Annotated in this window: 16 protein-coding genes; 6 read left to right on the forward strand and 10 right to left on the reverse strand. The window is 57.2% G+C overall.

Translation table 11 applies throughout. The features are described from left to right. The first annotated feature begins 2 nt into the window (after positions 1–2). Positions 3–494 (forward strand): pantetheine-phosphate adenylyltransferase, encoded by a 492-nt coding sequence (gene coaD / locus AC2FJC_RS13635; RefSeq protein WP_496739912.1) that lies wholly within the window; start codon positions 3–5, stop codon positions 492–494. Here the strand turns inward: coaD and gap (AC2FJC_RS13640) are convergent. From gap (AC2FJC_RS13640) to gap (AC2FJC_RS13650), 3 genes are all read right to left on the reverse strand, one after another. Continuing rightward, the gene (gap, locus tag AC2FJC_RS13640; protein ID WP_496739913.1) at positions 486–1,490 is read right to left on the reverse strand and encodes a type I glyceraldehyde-3-phosphate dehydrogenase; all 1,005 of its coding nucleotides are present in this window, start codon (positions 1,488–1,490) and stop codon (positions 486–488) included. The two genes, coaD and gap (AC2FJC_RS13640), sit on opposite strands and share 9 nt — an antisense overlap. A gap of 82 nt (positions 1,491–1,572) precedes the next feature. Then, positions 1,573–1,716, reverse strand: a complete 144-nt coding sequence (locus AC2FJC_RS13645) for a hypothetical protein (protein ID WP_282151119.1) — start codon at positions 1,714–1,716, stop codon at positions 1,573–1,575. A gap of 71 nt (positions 1,717–1,787) precedes the next feature. Further along, the gene (gene gap, locus AC2FJC_RS13650) at positions 1,788–2,789 is read right to left on the reverse strand and encodes a type I glyceraldehyde-3-phosphate dehydrogenase (RefSeq protein ID WP_496739914.1); all 1,002 of its coding nucleotides are present in this window, start codon (positions 2,787–2,789) and stop codon (positions 1,788–1,790) included. 181 nt (positions 2,790–2,970) lie between these two features. Between gap (AC2FJC_RS13650) and AC2FJC_RS13655 the strand changes: the two genes are divergently transcribed. Together AC2FJC_RS13655 and AC2FJC_RS13660 are read left to right on the forward strand one after the other, a co-directional pair. Further along, positions 2,971–3,942 carry a DUF808 domain-containing protein gene (locus tag AC2FJC_RS13655; protein ID WP_496739915.1) on the forward strand — a complete coding sequence of 324 codons (972 nt, stop codon included), beginning with the start codon at positions 2,971–2,973 and terminating at the stop codon, positions 3,940–3,942. A gap of 75 nt (positions 3,943–4,017) precedes the next feature. Next, positions 4,018–4,371 (forward strand): hypothetical protein, encoded by a 354-nt coding sequence (locus AC2FJC_RS13660; protein ID WP_496739916.1) that lies wholly within the window; start codon positions 4,018–4,020, stop codon positions 4,369–4,371. Between the two features lie 51 nt (positions 4,372–4,422). Here AC2FJC_RS13660 and tkt read toward each other — a convergent pair whose 3' ends face one another. Further along, entirely contained in the window at positions 4,423–6,447 is a 2,025-nt protein-coding gene (gene tkt / locus AC2FJC_RS13665; protein ID WP_496739917.1) for a transketolase, read from the reverse strand. A gap of 234 nt (positions 6,448–6,681) precedes the next feature. On the opposite strand from tkt, the gene AC2FJC_RS13670 reads away from it, so the two are divergent. From AC2FJC_RS13670 to AC2FJC_RS13680, 3 genes are read left to right on the forward strand one after another with little or no spacing between them, the layout of a single operon-like run. Beyond that, on the forward strand, positions 6,682–7,479 hold the full coding sequence (locus AC2FJC_RS13670) for a hypothetical protein (RefSeq protein WP_496739918.1): 798 nt from the start codon (positions 6,682–6,684) through the stop codon (positions 7,477–7,479). Then, a complete protein-coding gene (locus tag AC2FJC_RS13675) occupies positions 7,479–7,874 on the forward strand; it encodes a cell division protein ZapA (RefSeq protein ID WP_496739919.1) in 396 nt (131 codons plus the stop codon). The genes AC2FJC_RS13670 and AC2FJC_RS13675 overlap by 1 nt, the downstream gene beginning before the upstream one ends. Next, positions 7,871–8,221 (forward strand): MliC family protein, encoded by a 351-nt coding sequence (locus AC2FJC_RS13680; RefSeq protein WP_496739920.1) that lies wholly within the window; start codon positions 7,871–7,873, stop codon positions 8,219–8,221. Before AC2FJC_RS13675 ends, AC2FJC_RS13680 begins: the two co-directional genes overlap by 4 nt. On the opposite strand, the gene grxD is transcribed toward AC2FJC_RS13680, so the two are convergent. From grxD to AC2FJC_RS13710, 6 genes are all read right to left on the reverse strand, one after another. Next, positions 8,222–8,584, reverse strand: a complete 363-nt coding sequence (gene grxD / locus AC2FJC_RS13685) for a Grx4 family monothiol glutaredoxin (protein ID WP_058271525.1) — start codon at positions 8,582–8,584, stop codon at positions 8,222–8,224. It lies immediately after the preceding gene. Beyond that, positions 8,571–8,861: a hypothetical protein gene (locus AC2FJC_RS13690; protein WP_058271526.1), complete on the reverse strand. Its 291-nt coding sequence runs from the start codon at positions 8,859–8,861 to the stop codon at positions 8,571–8,573. Before AC2FJC_RS13690 ends, grxD begins: the two co-directional genes overlap by 14 nt. Before the next feature lie 183 nt (positions 8,862–9,044). Continuing rightward, positions 9,045–9,281 carry a BolA family protein gene (locus AC2FJC_RS13695; protein ID WP_058277851.1) on the reverse strand — a complete coding sequence of 79 codons (237 nt, stop codon included), beginning with the start codon at positions 9,279–9,281 and terminating at the stop codon, positions 9,045–9,047. A gap of 136 nt (positions 9,282–9,417) precedes the next feature. After that, positions 9,418–11,577, reverse strand: a complete 2,160-nt coding sequence (purL, locus tag AC2FJC_RS13700) for a phosphoribosylformylglycinamidine synthase subunit PurL (RefSeq protein WP_496739921.1) — start codon at positions 11,575–11,577, stop codon at positions 9,418–9,420. A gap of 189 nt (positions 11,578–11,766) precedes the next feature. Continuing rightward, positions 11,767–14,016 (reverse strand): mechanosensitive ion channel family protein, encoded by a 2,250-nt coding sequence (locus tag AC2FJC_RS13705; protein ID WP_496739922.1) that lies wholly within the window; start codon positions 14,014–14,016, stop codon positions 11,767–11,769. A gap of 277 nt (positions 14,017–14,293) precedes the next feature. Next, on the reverse strand, positions 14,294–15,199 hold the full coding sequence (locus AC2FJC_RS13710; RefSeq protein ID WP_058271530.1) for a LysR family transcriptional regulator: 906 nt from the start codon (positions 15,197–15,199) through the stop codon (positions 14,294–14,296). Positions 15,200–15,290 lie beyond the last annotated feature (91 nt).

The raw sequence follows: 15,290 nt of genomic DNA on the forward strand, positions 1-15,290 counted from the left end.
CGATGAGGGTTGGATTATATCCCGGAACATTCGATCCAATCACCCTGGGTCATATCGATATCATTCGCCGTGCGGCTGCTTTGGTGGACAAGCTCGTCATTGGCGTCGCGATCAACCGCGACAAGGGTCCTTTGTTCTCACTCGAGGAACGCGTTGCGATGATCGAGGCGGAATGCGCCCATCTGACTGAGCAAACGGGAACTGAGATCGTTGCGCATCCCTTTGAAAACCTGCTGATCGATTGCGCCCGCGATGTTGGGGCGCAGATCATTGTCCGCGGGCTGCGGGCGGTTGCGGATTTTGAGTATGAATTCCAGATGGTCGGGATGAACCGAGCATTGGACGACTCGATCGAGACGGTCTTCCTGATGGCCGAGGCGCGGCATCAGGCTATTGCCTCCAAGTTGGTTAAGGAAATTGCCCGGTTGGACGGGGACGTGTCGAAATTCGTCACGCCCCGCGTCAATGCTGCGCTGTGTGACCGTTTAGGATAGGGCTCCCATCGCCGCGGCGGTGTCTAGCATCCGGTTCGAGAAACCCCATTCGTTGTCATACCACGCCAGCACACGCACCAGTGTGCCGTCGGTCACCTTGGTTTCCGGCAATGAAACGGTCGAACTGTGTGGGTCGTGGTTAAAATCCACCGAGATCAGCGGGCGGTTCTCTGCCGCCAGAACTCCGGAGATTCTTGCTGCGGCTTCGGTAAACAGCGCGTTGACTTCTTCTTCCGTTGTCGGGCGCGAGACTTCGGCGACCAGATCAACTACGGACACGTTCGGTGTGGGGACGCGAATGGCCTGACCCGTCAGTTTACCGGCCAGTTGCGGCAGGACGAGGCCAACGGCAGAGGCCGCGCCTGTCGTGGTTGGGATCATAGACAGTGCCGCCGCACGTGAAAGGTAAGGGTCTTTACCGGCGGTGTCGTGGACGGGTTGGCTGGCTGTGTAGGCGTGAACCGTGGTCATGTTGCCATGCACAATGCCAAGCCCTGCATCCAGTGCTGCGGCAACCGGTGACAAGCAATTGGTCGTGCAAGACGCGTTGGACACCACGTTATCTTCAGCCGTCAGCTCGTGATCGTTGACGCCGAACACAATCGTTTTTACCGCGCCATCGCCGCGGGCTGGGGCCGAGATCAAAACCTTCTTCGATCCGTTCGTGAAATGGCGGGATGCAGCTTCGCGTGTGCGGAATACGCCAGTACATTCCAGAACGACGTCCACATCGGACCAATCCAGTTTTTCCGGCTCACGCTCGCTGCTCAGGCGGATCGGACCGTTTCCAACGTCCAGGCCTGCCTCGGTCAAAGTGACCGGTTTGCCGTACCGGCCATGGACGCTGTCGAATTCGAACAGATGCGCGTTCATTTCCGGCTTTGCCAGGTCGTTTATCGCAACGATTTCAACATCCGTGCGCCCGGATTCCATGACCGCCCGCAGCACGCCGCGTCCGATCCGTCCAAATCCGTTGATTGCCAGCTTGAGTGTCATGTCCTGCTCCGTCCGATATGCGGCCAATATGAAGTTAGCGCTAACAAAGCCAGATCAAAGAAAAAGTCAAGCAAAACCTCAGTCAACGCCAGAAGGCGAGCCAGTCCAGAAAGAAGTAGAGTTTCTTGCCAAGGAACACGAATTGTTCGGTTCCAAAGAGGGCATAGCTGATAACGAACAAGCCCAGAATGAGCAGGGCAAGCCAGATGGCGATTTGATTTGTCATGCTAGCCCCGGACGAAAACGCCCGCCCAGTTAACCTGAGCGGGCGAAAAGGTTCAAGATTTCAAAGCAACCTTAGTTAAGGCGACCCATGGCAACTGCGACGTCTGCCATGCGGACCGAGAACGCCCATTCGTTGTCGTACCATGCCAGAACGCGGACCATGCGGTCGCCGACCACGCGGGTCTGATCGGGTGCGAAGATCGAGCTTTCTTCGGTGTTGTTGAAATCGGTCGAAACCAGCGGAGCGGGCTCATAGCCCAGAACGCGCTGCATCGACCCCTGCGAGGCTTCGCGTACGATGGCGTTCACTTCTTCTACCGTTACATCACGTGCGGCGCGGAAGGTCAGGTCAACCGCAGAAACATTCGGGGTCGGAACACGGATGGCCGAACCATCCAGGCGACCTTTCAGGTTGGGCAGAACCTCGCCCAGTGCTTTCGCGGCACCTGTTGAGGTCGGGATCATCGACATCGCCGCAGCACGGGCGCGGTAAAGATCACTGTGACGGCGGTCCAGTGTCGGCTGGTCGCCGGTATAGGCGTGGATCGTGGTCATGATGCCGTTCTCGATGCCGATGCCCTCGTCCAATACCTTGGCAAGCGGAGCAAGGCAGTTCGTGGTGCACGAGCCGTTCGAGACCATTTTATCATCCGTCACAAGGCTGTTGTGGTTTACACCATAAACGATGGTCTTATCGACGTTCTTGCCGGGGGCTGACAGAAGGACCTTTTGCGCACCACGATCTAGGTGCGTTTTGGCTTTCAGACCGTCATTGAATTTACCGGTGCATTCCAGAACGACATCGCAGCCATCCCAGTCCAGTTCATTCATGTCATAGGTCGAGAACATCTCCATCGGGCCTCGGCCCAGATCCATGGTTTTGCCGTCGATTGCGACATCGCGAGGGAAACGTCCGTGGATACTGTCATACTTTAGCAGGTGCGCTGTGGTTTCCAGCGGGCCGGTTGCGTTGACCTTGATCACTTCGATGTCGTTGCGGGCAGATGCCGCGATATGCGACAACGTGCAGCGGCCAATGCGGCCAAAACCATTGATACCGACCTTGATGGTCATGTGCTGTCTCCAAATGCGCTTGCGTTGGACGCCATATAGCGGTCAAAGCGCTTTCTCAAAAGACCAAAAGTGACATATTTTTAACGTGTTAGCGCAAACCTGCGCCGGTTGCGCTAACGCTTGCGCTAGCCGTCGGATCGGGTAGGCTCCGGGTGCGGCAGGTGAATTGAAAGGAAACACCATGAGCGGTCTGTTGGCCCTGTTGGATGACGTTGCAGGTATTGCAAAAGTTGCGGCCTCGTCCGTGGACGATGTGGTCGCGGCGGCCGGAAAGGCGGGTGCAAAGACCGCTGGTGTGATCATCGACGATGCGGCCGTGACGCCGAAATACGTTCAAGGATTCGCCCCGGCGCGCGAGTTGCCCATCATTTGGCGCATCGCGCGTGGTTCCATATTCAACAAGATTATCCTGCTGCTGCCGGTTGCTTTGCTACTGGCGAATTTTGCTCCTTGGTTGATCACGCCTTTGCTGATGATCGGCGGCTCTTACCTGTGTTTCGAGGGGGCCGAGAAGATATTTCATGTCCTATTCCCTCATGGCAGTCACGTTATCGACGAAGACATGGCCATTCGCGACCCCGGCCACCTGGAAGAGCAGAAGGTCAAAGGCGCGATCAAGACGGATTTTATCCTTTCGGCTGAAATCATGACGATTGCGCTGGCCGCGATTGAGGCCCCAAACCTGTGGATGCAGGCCGCGACCTTGGCGGTTGTGGGGATCGGTGTCACCGTGGCGGTCTACGGGTCAGTTGCCCTGATCGTGAAGATGGACGATGTCGGGCTGTACCTCGCGCAAAACGCACCGACACCGATTGGGCGAGGGCTTGGGCGCGGGTTGGTCAAAGCCATGCCGGTTGTCATGAAAATCCTGTCCATAGTCGGCACCGCCGCGATGTTGTGGGTCGGCGGTTCCATCATCATTCACGGGATGGAGGTTCTGGGCTTTGGGTGGCTGGGACACCACATCCACGACTGGGCCTATGCCATTGGTCATTCCGTGTCTGAGCAGTGGACCGGCGTTGTTGAATGGGTATCCAAGGCAACGATGGACGGTGTGTTCGGTCTGGCATGGGGATTTGTTCTGATCCCGGTGGCGACAAAGGTGGTCGGGCCGATGATCGGGATGTTTTCAAAGAAGACTGATGCGCATTAAATTCATAATCCTGAAATGAGAGACCTGAGCCATTTACCGACTTTTAGACCGGTCCAGAGTTGGGTTCGCATACAATTGAAGGGACGGCCAGCCAAACGCAAAGCGGCGGCCTTGTCGGCCATGAACCTTGGTGCGGAACAAATACCGTTTGAACCGCTCAGGCTTTACCAGGTACTGTATTTCCGGATCGACACGGCGGAGACTGCGGCCCGACGCGCCAAGTGGGCAGGGGGGCGATTGTTTAACCTGCTCAGCGGCCAGTCGGCGCAATTCATTCCGCTATATGGAACGCATGTTAGGCAGGTTTTGTCTGCTGCAGGGCTGAACGTGCCCGATAGGATTGTGCCAGCAGAACGGTATGAGTTGCGGTTGGGTTATGCGAAACGGGCCTATACGGCGTTGAAGGCCGAGCTAAAGCAGCCAAAATAGGAAAGGGCGGCCAAAGCCGCCCTTTTTGTATCTGGCTGATGAGCCGAGCGTTTATTGACCCAGCAGTTCCTTGACCTTGGCCACTGTCGCCTCGGCGGTGATGCCGAAATGCTTGTACAGTTCACCGGCGGGGGCCGACGCACCGAAGCTGGACATGCCGATGAAACCGGCTTTGGCTTCGCGACCACGTTCACCCAGCAACCAGCGATCCCAGCCACCGGCGCGCACTGCGGCCTCGATACCGACGCGGACGGGTCCGCCCGGCAGGACGCGCTTGCGATAGGCCTCATCTTGCTGCGCAAACAGCTCCATCGACGGCATGGAGACGACACGGGTACCGATGCCTTCAGCCTCGAGCATCGCTTTGGCTTCCATCGCCAGCGACACTTCGGACCCGGTGGCGATCAGAATGGCCTGACGCTTGCCCTCGGCATCGGCCAGAACATATGCGCCTTGCGCGGTCAGGTTCTTGGCCTTGTGTTCTTTACGCACCGTCGGCACGCCCTGACGGGTCAGCGACAGAACCGAAGGGCTGTCCTTGAACGTCAGCGCCAGTTCCCATGCCTCAGCCGTCTCAACCACATCGGCGGGTCGGAACACATAGGTGTTCGGCGTCGCGCGCGAGATGGCCAGATGCTCAACCGGCTGGTGGGTCGGGCCGTCTTCGCCCAGACCGATTGAGTCGTGGGTCATCACGAAGACCGTAGGCACCTTCATCAAGGCGGCCAAACGCATCGAAGGGCGGGCATAGTCGGTGAACGCCATGAACGTTCCGCCATAGGGGCGGATACCGCCGTGCAACGCCATACCGTTCATCGCGGCGGCCATGCCGTGTTCGCGGATTCCATAGTGGATATAGCGACCCTTGCGGTTTTCCGGCAGGAACACGCCCATATCCGCAGATTTGGTGTTGTTCGACCCGGTCAGGTCGGCGGAACCGCCAACGGTCTCGGTCATGATCGGGTTCACCACGTTCAGAACCTTTTCCGAAGACGCGCGGGTGGCGAGTTTCGGCTGATCTTCCGACATCTGCTTTTTGAACGAACGGATGGCACCGGCGAGTTTCTTGGGTGCATCAAACGCATAGGCGCGGTTGAATTCGGCCTGTTTGCGCTCGGAAATCTGCGCGAAACGCTCTTCCCATTCGGCGCGCTCAGTCGCGCCACGGGCACCGATGGCCTCCCAAGCTGATTTGACGTCAGTAGGGACCACAAAAGCATCATGGGGCCAACCATAGCCGTCTTTGGCGGCTTTTAGCTGATCCTGATCGGTCAATGCTCCGTGACCTTTGGAAGTATCCTGTGCGGCGTGACCCAGCGCAATATGGCTTTCGCAGGCGATCATGGATGGTTTGTTCGACGATTTGGCTTGCACAATGGCCGCATCAATCGCGATCGGATCATGGCCATCGATTTCAATCACGTTCCAGCCCGAGGCCTTGAAGCGGCGCACCTGATCGGTGCGATCGGCAATATCCACGGTGCCGTCGATGGTGATGTTGTTGTTGTCCCAGAAAACGATCAGCTTGCTCAGCTCATGACGGCCAGCCAGAGTGATGGCCTCCTGGCTGACGCCTTCCATCAGGCAACCGTCGCCCGCAATCACATAAGTATAGTGATCGACGACCTTTTTGCCGTAATGCGCACGCTGGATTTCTTCGGCCATGGCGAAACCAACTGCGTTGGAAATGCCCTGACCCAGTGGTCCGGTGGTGGTTTCGATACCGTTCACCAAGAAGTTTTCCGGGTGACCCGCAGTTTTCGCACCCAACTGGCGGAAGTTCTTGATCTCTTCCAGTGTCACGTCCGCATGACCAGTGAGATACAAAAGAGAATAGACCAACATCGAACCGTGACCAGCTGACAGGATGAACCGGTCGCGATCAGGCCAGTTCGGGGCCGAGGCGTCGAATTTCAGGTGCTTTTCAAACAGCACGGTCGCAACATCGGCCATGCCCATCGGCATACCGGAATGGCCGGAATTGGCGGCGGCGACGGCGTCAAGGGTCAGGGTGCGGATGGCCGCAGCCTTGTTCCAGTGTTCAGGATTGGCATTGCGCAGCGCAGTCAGGTCCACGGGCGTTGTTCCTTTGGATTACAGGCAGATGGGGCGCTCAATACCATCCACCCCCCAAAGTGCAAGTGGAACCGGGGCTTGCGTCGCGTTCGTGGTTCAAGAATGCTGTCCAAGTGATTGAAAGCAAACAGTGGGTATTTTCCGTTTCATTCGGTTAGACTAGGCCAATACCCGGCCTGTATTGATTCGGATGGGCCGCGAAAAAGTGAACCTTGGTAAAGAGGTGGCAGGGGCATGAGCCAGATCGAAGAATTACAGCGCCGTATCGTTGCCGCGATGGAGAGGATCGGAACCGGGGTAGACGCCCTGCGTGACGCGACGCCCGCAAGTGGCGGTGATGACAGCGCTTTGCACACGGCATTGGAAGACGAGCGCGTCGCCAATGCGCAGCTGGAAGAGCGGCTGAAATCCCTCAAGGAACGGCACGAGAAAGAAGTCGACGCGATGCGCGCCGACATGGATGCGCTGAAAGCAACGCCAGCCGAAGATCCTGAAAACGGCGCGTTGCGTCAGCAGCTGTCAGAGGCCACTGCCAAATTGGCGGCGGTCGAAGCGGCCAGGGCCGAGTTGGCAGAGGCTAAAGCTGCATTGGAAAACCAGGACGAACTGTTTGTTCTCAAGACAGAAAACGATGAACTTAAAGCGGTTGTGAGCAAAACGCAGTCGCTTGAAGATGAGAACAAAAAGCTACGGTCCGAATTGGCCGACAGCGAGCGTGTTGCGGAGTTAAGCGCAGAGCTTGAGATGCTGCGTGCGGAACGTGCCAGCCACGGCGCGGCCATGTCGCGTTTGGATGATGATCTTCAACGTATGCGCAAGGCGAACGAACAACTGCGCAACTCGGTGGATGAGTTGCGGGCGGCCAGCAAGGACGGCCTGGCCGATGCCGAGCTGTTGAACCGCGCGACTGTGGCCGAGCTTGAGGCGACAAAGGCTGCACAGGCAACAGACGCTGCCGAAGCTCAGGCTGTACTGGCCCGGCTGGAGCCGTTGCTGTCGCAGGCAAAGCTGGCTGAGGGAGAGGTAGAGTAATGCCCGAATTGACCATTCATATCGGTGGCCGTGGTTTTGACGTTTCGTGCCAGGACGGTGAAGAGCCATTTCTGCAATCTGCCGCGAAAATGTTGGATGACGAGGCGCAGGTTTTGTCTGATCAGATTGGTCGGATGCCTGAGGCGCGCATGCTGTTGATGGCCGGGCTGATGCTGGCCGACAAGACCGCCGCTACAGATGACAAGCTCAAACGGGCAGAGTCCAAGCTGGCCGAAGTTGAAGCCGAATTGCAAAGCCTGCGCAACCGGCCTGAGCCCGAGCCTGAAAGGATTGAAGTGGCCGTCGTCCCGCCTTCGGTCACGGACACACTGGCCGAACTGGCCGCACGCGCCGAAGCCCTTGCCTCGGTGGTTGAGGAGAAAACGGCGAAATGAATGTGTTGAAAACGGTAGCGTTGGCCGGTCTGATCGTTCTACCGGGGGGCTTGGCCTGGGCAGACATAGATATCCTGCCGGTTACCTTCACCTGCCAGAATGGCGTTGAGTTGCAGGTTGCGTATTTCAATGCGGCTGATGGGTCTGGTGCGGCGGCGATGATGGTGGACAACCAGTTGGTTGCCCTGCAGCAAGTGCCCAGTGGATCAGGTATTCGCTATGAATCCGTGGGAGAGACCGGGTCGTACATCCTGCGATCAAAAGGGTGGGATGCAACCGTCAGCTTTTTGGCGACCGAAGGGGCCGCCAGTGAGCAGGTTGTTCTGGAGAATTGCAGCAGTCGCTGATCAGGCGTTTGCTTCGCGAATTTTGTCAGCAGCTTCCTTGTTGAATTCGACACCGTTTTCGTCAAACAAAGTGTCCAATTCGCCCGACAGGGTCATCTCGGTGATGATGTCGCAACCGCCGACGAATTCACCTTTGACGTACAGCTGTGGCACGGTCGGCCAGTCAGAATAGTCCTTGATGCCCTGACGAACCTCTTCGTCGGCCAGAACATTAACATCGGCATATTCGACGCCCATGTAGTTCAGAACGCCGGCCACGCGGGACGAGAACCCACATTGGGGCATCTCTTTGGTGCCTTTCATGTAGAGCACCACATCGTTGGCTTTGACGGTTTCGTCGATCTGAGTCTTAACGTCGGTCATCTTGCTTGTCCTTTTCACCCGCGTCGGGGGCGGTCGTTTCATCCTTTGACGGGTCCGGGACCCATCCTTCTTCCTCTAGTCGCCGATGCTCGGCCTGTGCCAGGGCCAGCGGATCCAGCCCGTATCTTTCAATGCCGCCGACCTTGCTGATCTTGTCCGGGTCCGGGCGCATGTCGGCCAGCTTACGCTTTCTGTTGCGCTTCACATAGGCTTCGATCAGAGCGGCGGCAACAATCAACGTTGCGATTACTGATATCCAGAACAGCCAGCTACTCATTTTTTGCCATCCAGCTTTGGCGAAGATTGTAGTCGCGACGTCTCATTTTCCTGGTAACACGCCAATATCTGGGTCCGTATTTCAGTAGCTTTGGCAGATCACAAAACAAGATCGCTACGAAGTTGACAATATCAAAGATCAGAAAGGTCAGCCTTAGCAGAACCCATCCAATCGGCTCATCCACTATTCAGGCACTTTTGTGGTCAACGCCAGCGCGTGCAGCTCCCCGTCCGCGCCGTCCATCTTGCCCTTCAGGGCCGCATAGACTGCGCGCTGCTGTTGCACCCGGTTTTTCCCGCGAAAGCTTTCGTCCACGACCATTGCGGACATATGCACGCCATCGCTGCCGCCAACCTGAATCTCCGCATCCGGAAAGGTTTCACGCAGTAGGGCTTCGATTTCGTGGGCGCTCATCGGCATGTAGGTTTCTCCTGAAGGTCTTTCTCAAGATGTAGAGCGCCCGGACGGGGCGTGCAAGAGGAGGATAGGGACCCTGAAACGACAAAACCTGCGCCGGGGCAGGCGCAGGTTTCATGTTGCGAAGATTGTTTCGGTGTTAGGCGACGGCCTCAGCAAAGCTGGTGCGGAACGTGGTAGCCAAATCCTCTAACGCGGCCTCAGAGTTGCCAACCCGAATGCTGTCGCCAGTGAACCGTCCCACGGACACCAGAGGTACGCCTGCCTGACCAGCAGCGATCATCAGTGCCTCGGCCTGATCAAAGTTGCACGCGACCAGATAGCGGGCCTGGTCTTCGCCGAACAGGAACTCGGTCGTGGCTTCATCGAGGTGAACGCCGACGCCTGCGGATTCCGCCAGCTCAAAGGCTGCCAGCGCCAGGCCACCGTCACCCAGATCGGTGCAGGCCTTGATCATCTCGCGGTTGGCACGGATGAATTCGCCGTTACGTTTTTCGGCATCCAGATCGACATGCGGCGCGTCGCCGTCTTCGCGGTTGAACACTTCGGCCAGCAGGGCAGATTGGCCAAGATGGCCGTTTGTCTCTCCGATGACTAGCGCGACATGGCCCTCGCGAACCTCGTTGCCGATGATCTCGTCCGTGTGGTTCAGCAAACCTACTGCGCCAATGGTCGGGGTCGGCAGGATCGCCTGACCATCGGTTTCGTTGTACAGTGAGACGTTGCCCGACACGATCGGCATATCCAGCGCGGCTACGGCTTCGCCGATGCCCTGGATCGCGCCGACGAACTGGCCCATGATCTCGGGCTTTTCGGGGTTGCCGAAGTTCAGGTTATCGGTGGTCGCCAATGGGTTGGCTCCAACGGCGGTCAGGTTGCGGTAGGCCTCGGCCACAGCCTGCTTGCCGCCCTCAACAGGGTTGGCGCGGACATAGCGTGGGGTTACGTCGCTGGTGAAGGCAAGTGCCTTGTCAGTGCCGTGCACGCGGACCATGCCTGCGCCCAGACCTGGGGTTCGGGCGGTGTCGGCCATGACCATTGTGTCGTACTGCTCATAAACCCACTGCTTGCCTGCATAGTTTGGAGAAGCGAGCAAGGCGCGCAGACCGTCGATCGGGTCGATTTGCGGGACTTCAGCCAGTTCTTCGGCTTCCGGCGTAGCCTCCCACGGGCGGTCGTATTCCGGCGCCGTCGAGGACAGCTTGGACAGGACCAGATCGGCTTTGACTTCGCCGTTGTGAAGGATCAGGAAGCGGTCTTCGGCGATGGTTTCGCCGACGATGGCGAAGTCCAGGTCCCATTTTTCGAACACGGCGCGGGCTTCGGCTTCAAGCTCGGGCTTGAGGACCATCAGCATGCGTTCCTGAGATTCAGACAGCATCATCTCATAGGCTGTCATATCCTCTTCGCGCTGGGGAACGTTTTCCAGATCCAGACGCACACCCAGACCGCCCTTGTCGCCCATCTCAACGGCAGAACAGGTCAGACCAGCCGCCCCCATATCCTGGATCGAGATCACGGCACCCGTCTGCATCAGCTCCAGCGTCGCCTCCATCAGGCGCTTTTCAGTGAACGGGTCGCCAACTTGAACAGTGGGGCGCTTTTCTTCGATGGTGTCATCGAACTCGGCCGAGGCCATGGTTGCACCGCCAACGCCATCGCGGCCAGTTTTTGCACCCAGATAGACGACGGGCATGCCGACGCCGGAGGCTGCCGAGTAGAAAATCTTGTCGCTGTCGGCCAAACCTGCAGCAAAGGCGTTTACAAGGCAGTTGCCGTTATAGGCAGGGTGGAAACGGACTTCACCGCCAACACATGGTACTCCGAAACAGTTGCCGTAGCCGCCGATGCCTTCGACCACACCGTTGACCAGCTGACGGGTTTTGTGGTGGCCGGGCTCGCCAAAGGATAGCGCGTTCATGGATGCGATAGGGCGCGCGCCCATGGTGAAGACATCACGCAAGATGCCGCCAACGCCTGTGGCCGCGCCCTGATAGGGTTCGATGTATGAAGGGTGGTTGTGGCTTTCCATCTTGAACACCACCGCCTGACCGTCGCCGATATCCACCACGCCAGCATTTTCACCCGGTCCGCAGATTACCTGAGGTCCCGAGGTCGGCAGGGTGCGCAGCCATTTCTTGGACGATTTGTAGGAACAGTGTTCGTTCCACATGGCCGAAAAGATGCCGAGTTCGGTAAATGTCGGCTCGCGCCCGATGATCTCGAGGATCATATCGTATTCGTCGGGCTTAAGCCCGTGTGCGGCAATCAGATCCGGGGTGATGGCGGGCTCTTGCATCGTTTGTCCTTGTCCAGGTTGGCCGGGATTGCGGGCCTTTTAGGGCAAGGTGCCGCTTGTGGAAAGGGTCAAGTCAGCGCAGGCCGATTGTGAAAGTAAAAAACGGAACCGGCGATTGGGCCGGTTCCGTCTGTTGTTTGGACCTCGCGGGTGTCACCCGCTGACGTATCAGCGGATGATCCGTTATCGTTAAGCTGGGTTCTGCGCCTTTCTGGACGCATCTGCAGCCGCAGCGCCAACTGCTGCTTTTTGTTCTTCGGTCAGGTTTTCAGCTTCATCCAGTCCCGGGATGGCGACACGAACTTCGCGACGGGCAAAGTCGATGCCATTTTCCTTAAAGGCGGCCTTGACCCGGTTGAAGATCTCCTTGCGCAGGGTGAACTGCTTACCCGGTTTGGCCATGAACTTGCCGCGGATGATCATGCCGACATCGTCAAAGTCGAACACGCCCTGAGATTTGAAGGGCTGCAGGAAGCCGTCCTTGTGAACTTCATCCTCCATCATCTCTGCACCGATCTTCTTGAAGATCTTCTTCACCTTGTTCGGGTCTGTATCGAAGGGCACGGTGAATTTCAGCTTCATGATGACCCAGTCACGGCTGAAGTTGGTGATCTTCTGAATCTCACCATAGGGGATGGTGTGAACCAGACCGCGGTGGTGGCGCAATTGCATGGAGCGGATCGAGATCTTTTCGACCGTTCCCATGGTGCCGCCGATATCAACATATTCACCAACCCGGAACGCATCGTCGATCAGGAAGAAGATTCCGCCGACAATGTCCGAAACAAGCTTTTGCGCACCAAAGCCGATGGCCAGGCCAAGAATACCGGCACCAGCAAGCAGCGGCGTGATATCCAGCCCCAGCGCGCCAAGCGCGAGCAGAACAAAGATCACCGCAATCGCGACCTGAGCGGTCACGCGCAGCAGGGGCAGAACCGTCGCCAGACGTGATCCGCCAGAACCGCCGCCTTCGCCCGCTTCTTGATCAGCACTTTGTTCAACCGCAGTTTGCTCTTTCGCAAGGCGACGGTTGATCCACAGCGAAACGACTTCGTTCAGGATGTAGCCAACAGCAATGATGATGAAGAACTGGATTAGTTTGCTGCCGGACTCATCTCCACCGCCCGCGATTTCGCTGAGATCAAGGTCCCACGCCCGGGCGATCATCAGGATGACAAGAATACCGGCTAACACTCGACCAATCCGGATATAGCTGCGTTTAGTGGACTTGTATGCGCGCTCGGCCACGGGGCCTTCGCCAAGCATAGGCGGTTGCAGATGGCGAACCAGCCCACGTATCAGCGTATCCAAGGCAGGTGCGATCAGCAGCCAAGCCATGGTGGTGAAATGTGCCCCCTTGACCAGCAGCGCCAAAGACGAGGGATTGCGTTGCGCTACGATAAACTCGACCAGCAGCCAGATTACCGCCGACACGCCGATTGCGAAGTAGGGGTAGTAGTGGGCGACTTCCTCATCAAATTTGGAATGATCAGGGTCGGTACCCAACATCATCTGAGACAGGCCTTCGCGCGCGGTCCAGGCGATGACGCCGATATAGATATGGATCGCTGCGTTCAGCCAGAAACCAATGCGTGTTTCGCCGCCGGTAATGCCGTTCAGCCTGTTGAAATGAAGCAGGAACAGCGTGAAACCGACCAAAATAAGCAGACCGATCAGGTTGCGGTGTAGGTATTTCGCCCAGTGATCATCAATGTTTACCAGCCGGTAGTGTGGTTTGCTCGGTGCAAGTACGAACCGCGAGGCCGCTGCGCCCAAGCGCGGAATCCAGATCAGGTAAAAAACGAAGGGTGCCGCGTAGGTGATTTGTTCCGGAGTCAGAAGCCCACGCCCGACCGCGCGGATGACGACATAGAACACGACCAATCCTGCGATCTCGCGGCAAAAACGGCGAAACAGGTACCTGACGGCGCCCCAAAGGTCATTTTCATCCCCAACTTCAGCATGTTCGTGCCACCGGCGAGTAAGGAATTCGAACAGCTTTTCCGCGAGGAAGCCGACGACAAGTACACTGAGGATCAGGCCCAGCAGGGTAAACGCGCCGGTCGTACCAAAGGTTGCCGAAAAGTTTTTGAAAGCGTCGGCTTGCGCACTGAAGATGTTCGGGACCGTGACGATAACCTGAGTCCACGACGCCACCATTTCGGCCCAGATCTCATTGATTTCCGTAATTGGGTCTTCGCGCTCTTCCGCTTCGGCGGCGTTTTTTTCCGCAACCGCGTCCAAACGCTCCAGCAAGATCGCGCGGACCTGGTCGTCGGACATACGTGCGACCATGTCATCGACTTGTTCGGGCGTCAGATCCTCGGGAATTGTGACGGTAGTCGGTGCACTAGAGGTACTAGTGACCTGGGCAAGTGCTGGCCCAGATAATAGCGCAATAGAGAAGAACGCCATTAACAGGCGAGTGAGGTGAAACATCGAATCTGTCCTCGACCATAAGTCTTGATGATTTTTTCGTGATCATAGGCTTAAGTGCAGGATTTTCCCAGATGTTTCACCCATTTCAGATATGAATTTAGTGTTGCGGGCAAAAAAAAGGCCGAGCACTAAGCTCGGCCGTAGTCCAACAGGGAGGTGAAGATGATGAGCGTTACAGCATCACCGCCTTCGATTGCTCATTTAGGGGGCGGTTTGTGTACTATCAAGGTTTTATAGACTGATCGCAGATCATTGCCGCTATGCTACTGGTGCATAGCTACAGTTTTCCCATCTGCTTCAACTGCTTGCGCTGCGCAATGATCTCATCCTGAACAAAGTCGCGGAACGCCGCGACGCGTTTGGAATGGCGCAGTTCCTCGGGGTAGGCGAGATAAACCGGGACATCGGCGGTTTCGATATCCGACAGGATCGACTGCAGATGCGGAAAGTCATGGGTCACGTAATCCGGCAACACACCGATGCCGAGGTTGTGCAATACCCCCTGCAAAACACCGAAATAGTTGTTCACCGTCAACAGCGAGGTCGGATTGTAGGTCATCAGGTGCCGAACCATCATCGCGCTTGCGCCGACCTGCGGGGCCGAGGGTGTCTGGCAGATCAACCTGTGTTTCGAGATGTCTTCGGGACTTTCCGGGCTGCCGCGTTCTTCCAGGTATTCCGGCGTAGCATAAAGCTGCATCTGTACGGTCATCAGGCGTTTTCGCACCAGATCGGCCTGGCTGGGCTCTTTCATGCGGATGGCAACATCAGCCTCGCGCATCGGCAGGTCGAGAACACGCTCCTCCAGCATCAGGTCGATGTTCAGGTCGGGGTATTGCTCGTACAGTTTTGGCAGGCGCGGCGCCAGCCACAGTGTACCGAAGCCAAACGTGGTGGTGACGCGTAGAACTCCGAACACTTCTTCTTCGCTGTCGCGAATGCGGGCAGCGGCTGCGTCCAGACGTTTCGACATGGCCGAAGTTGCGTCGAACAACAACTCACCCTGTTCGGTTAGAATCAGGCCGCGGGCGTGGCGATGAAAAAGCGTCGAATCAAGCGACTCTTCAAGCGCGCGGATCTGCCGGCTGACCGCGGATTGGGACAGATTCAGCTTGTCCCCCGCATGAGTCAGGCTGCCCGCATCCGCAACCGCGTGAAATATCCTTAACTTGTCCCAATCCATCGCCGCAACTTTCGTTATCCTTCCGAAGCCCTATATGAAATAGGTAACAAGTTCTACATTCAAACTGTTGAAACGTTACAATAACAGACTG

This window comes from Ruegeria sp. CDSB117 (assembly GCF_059611005.1).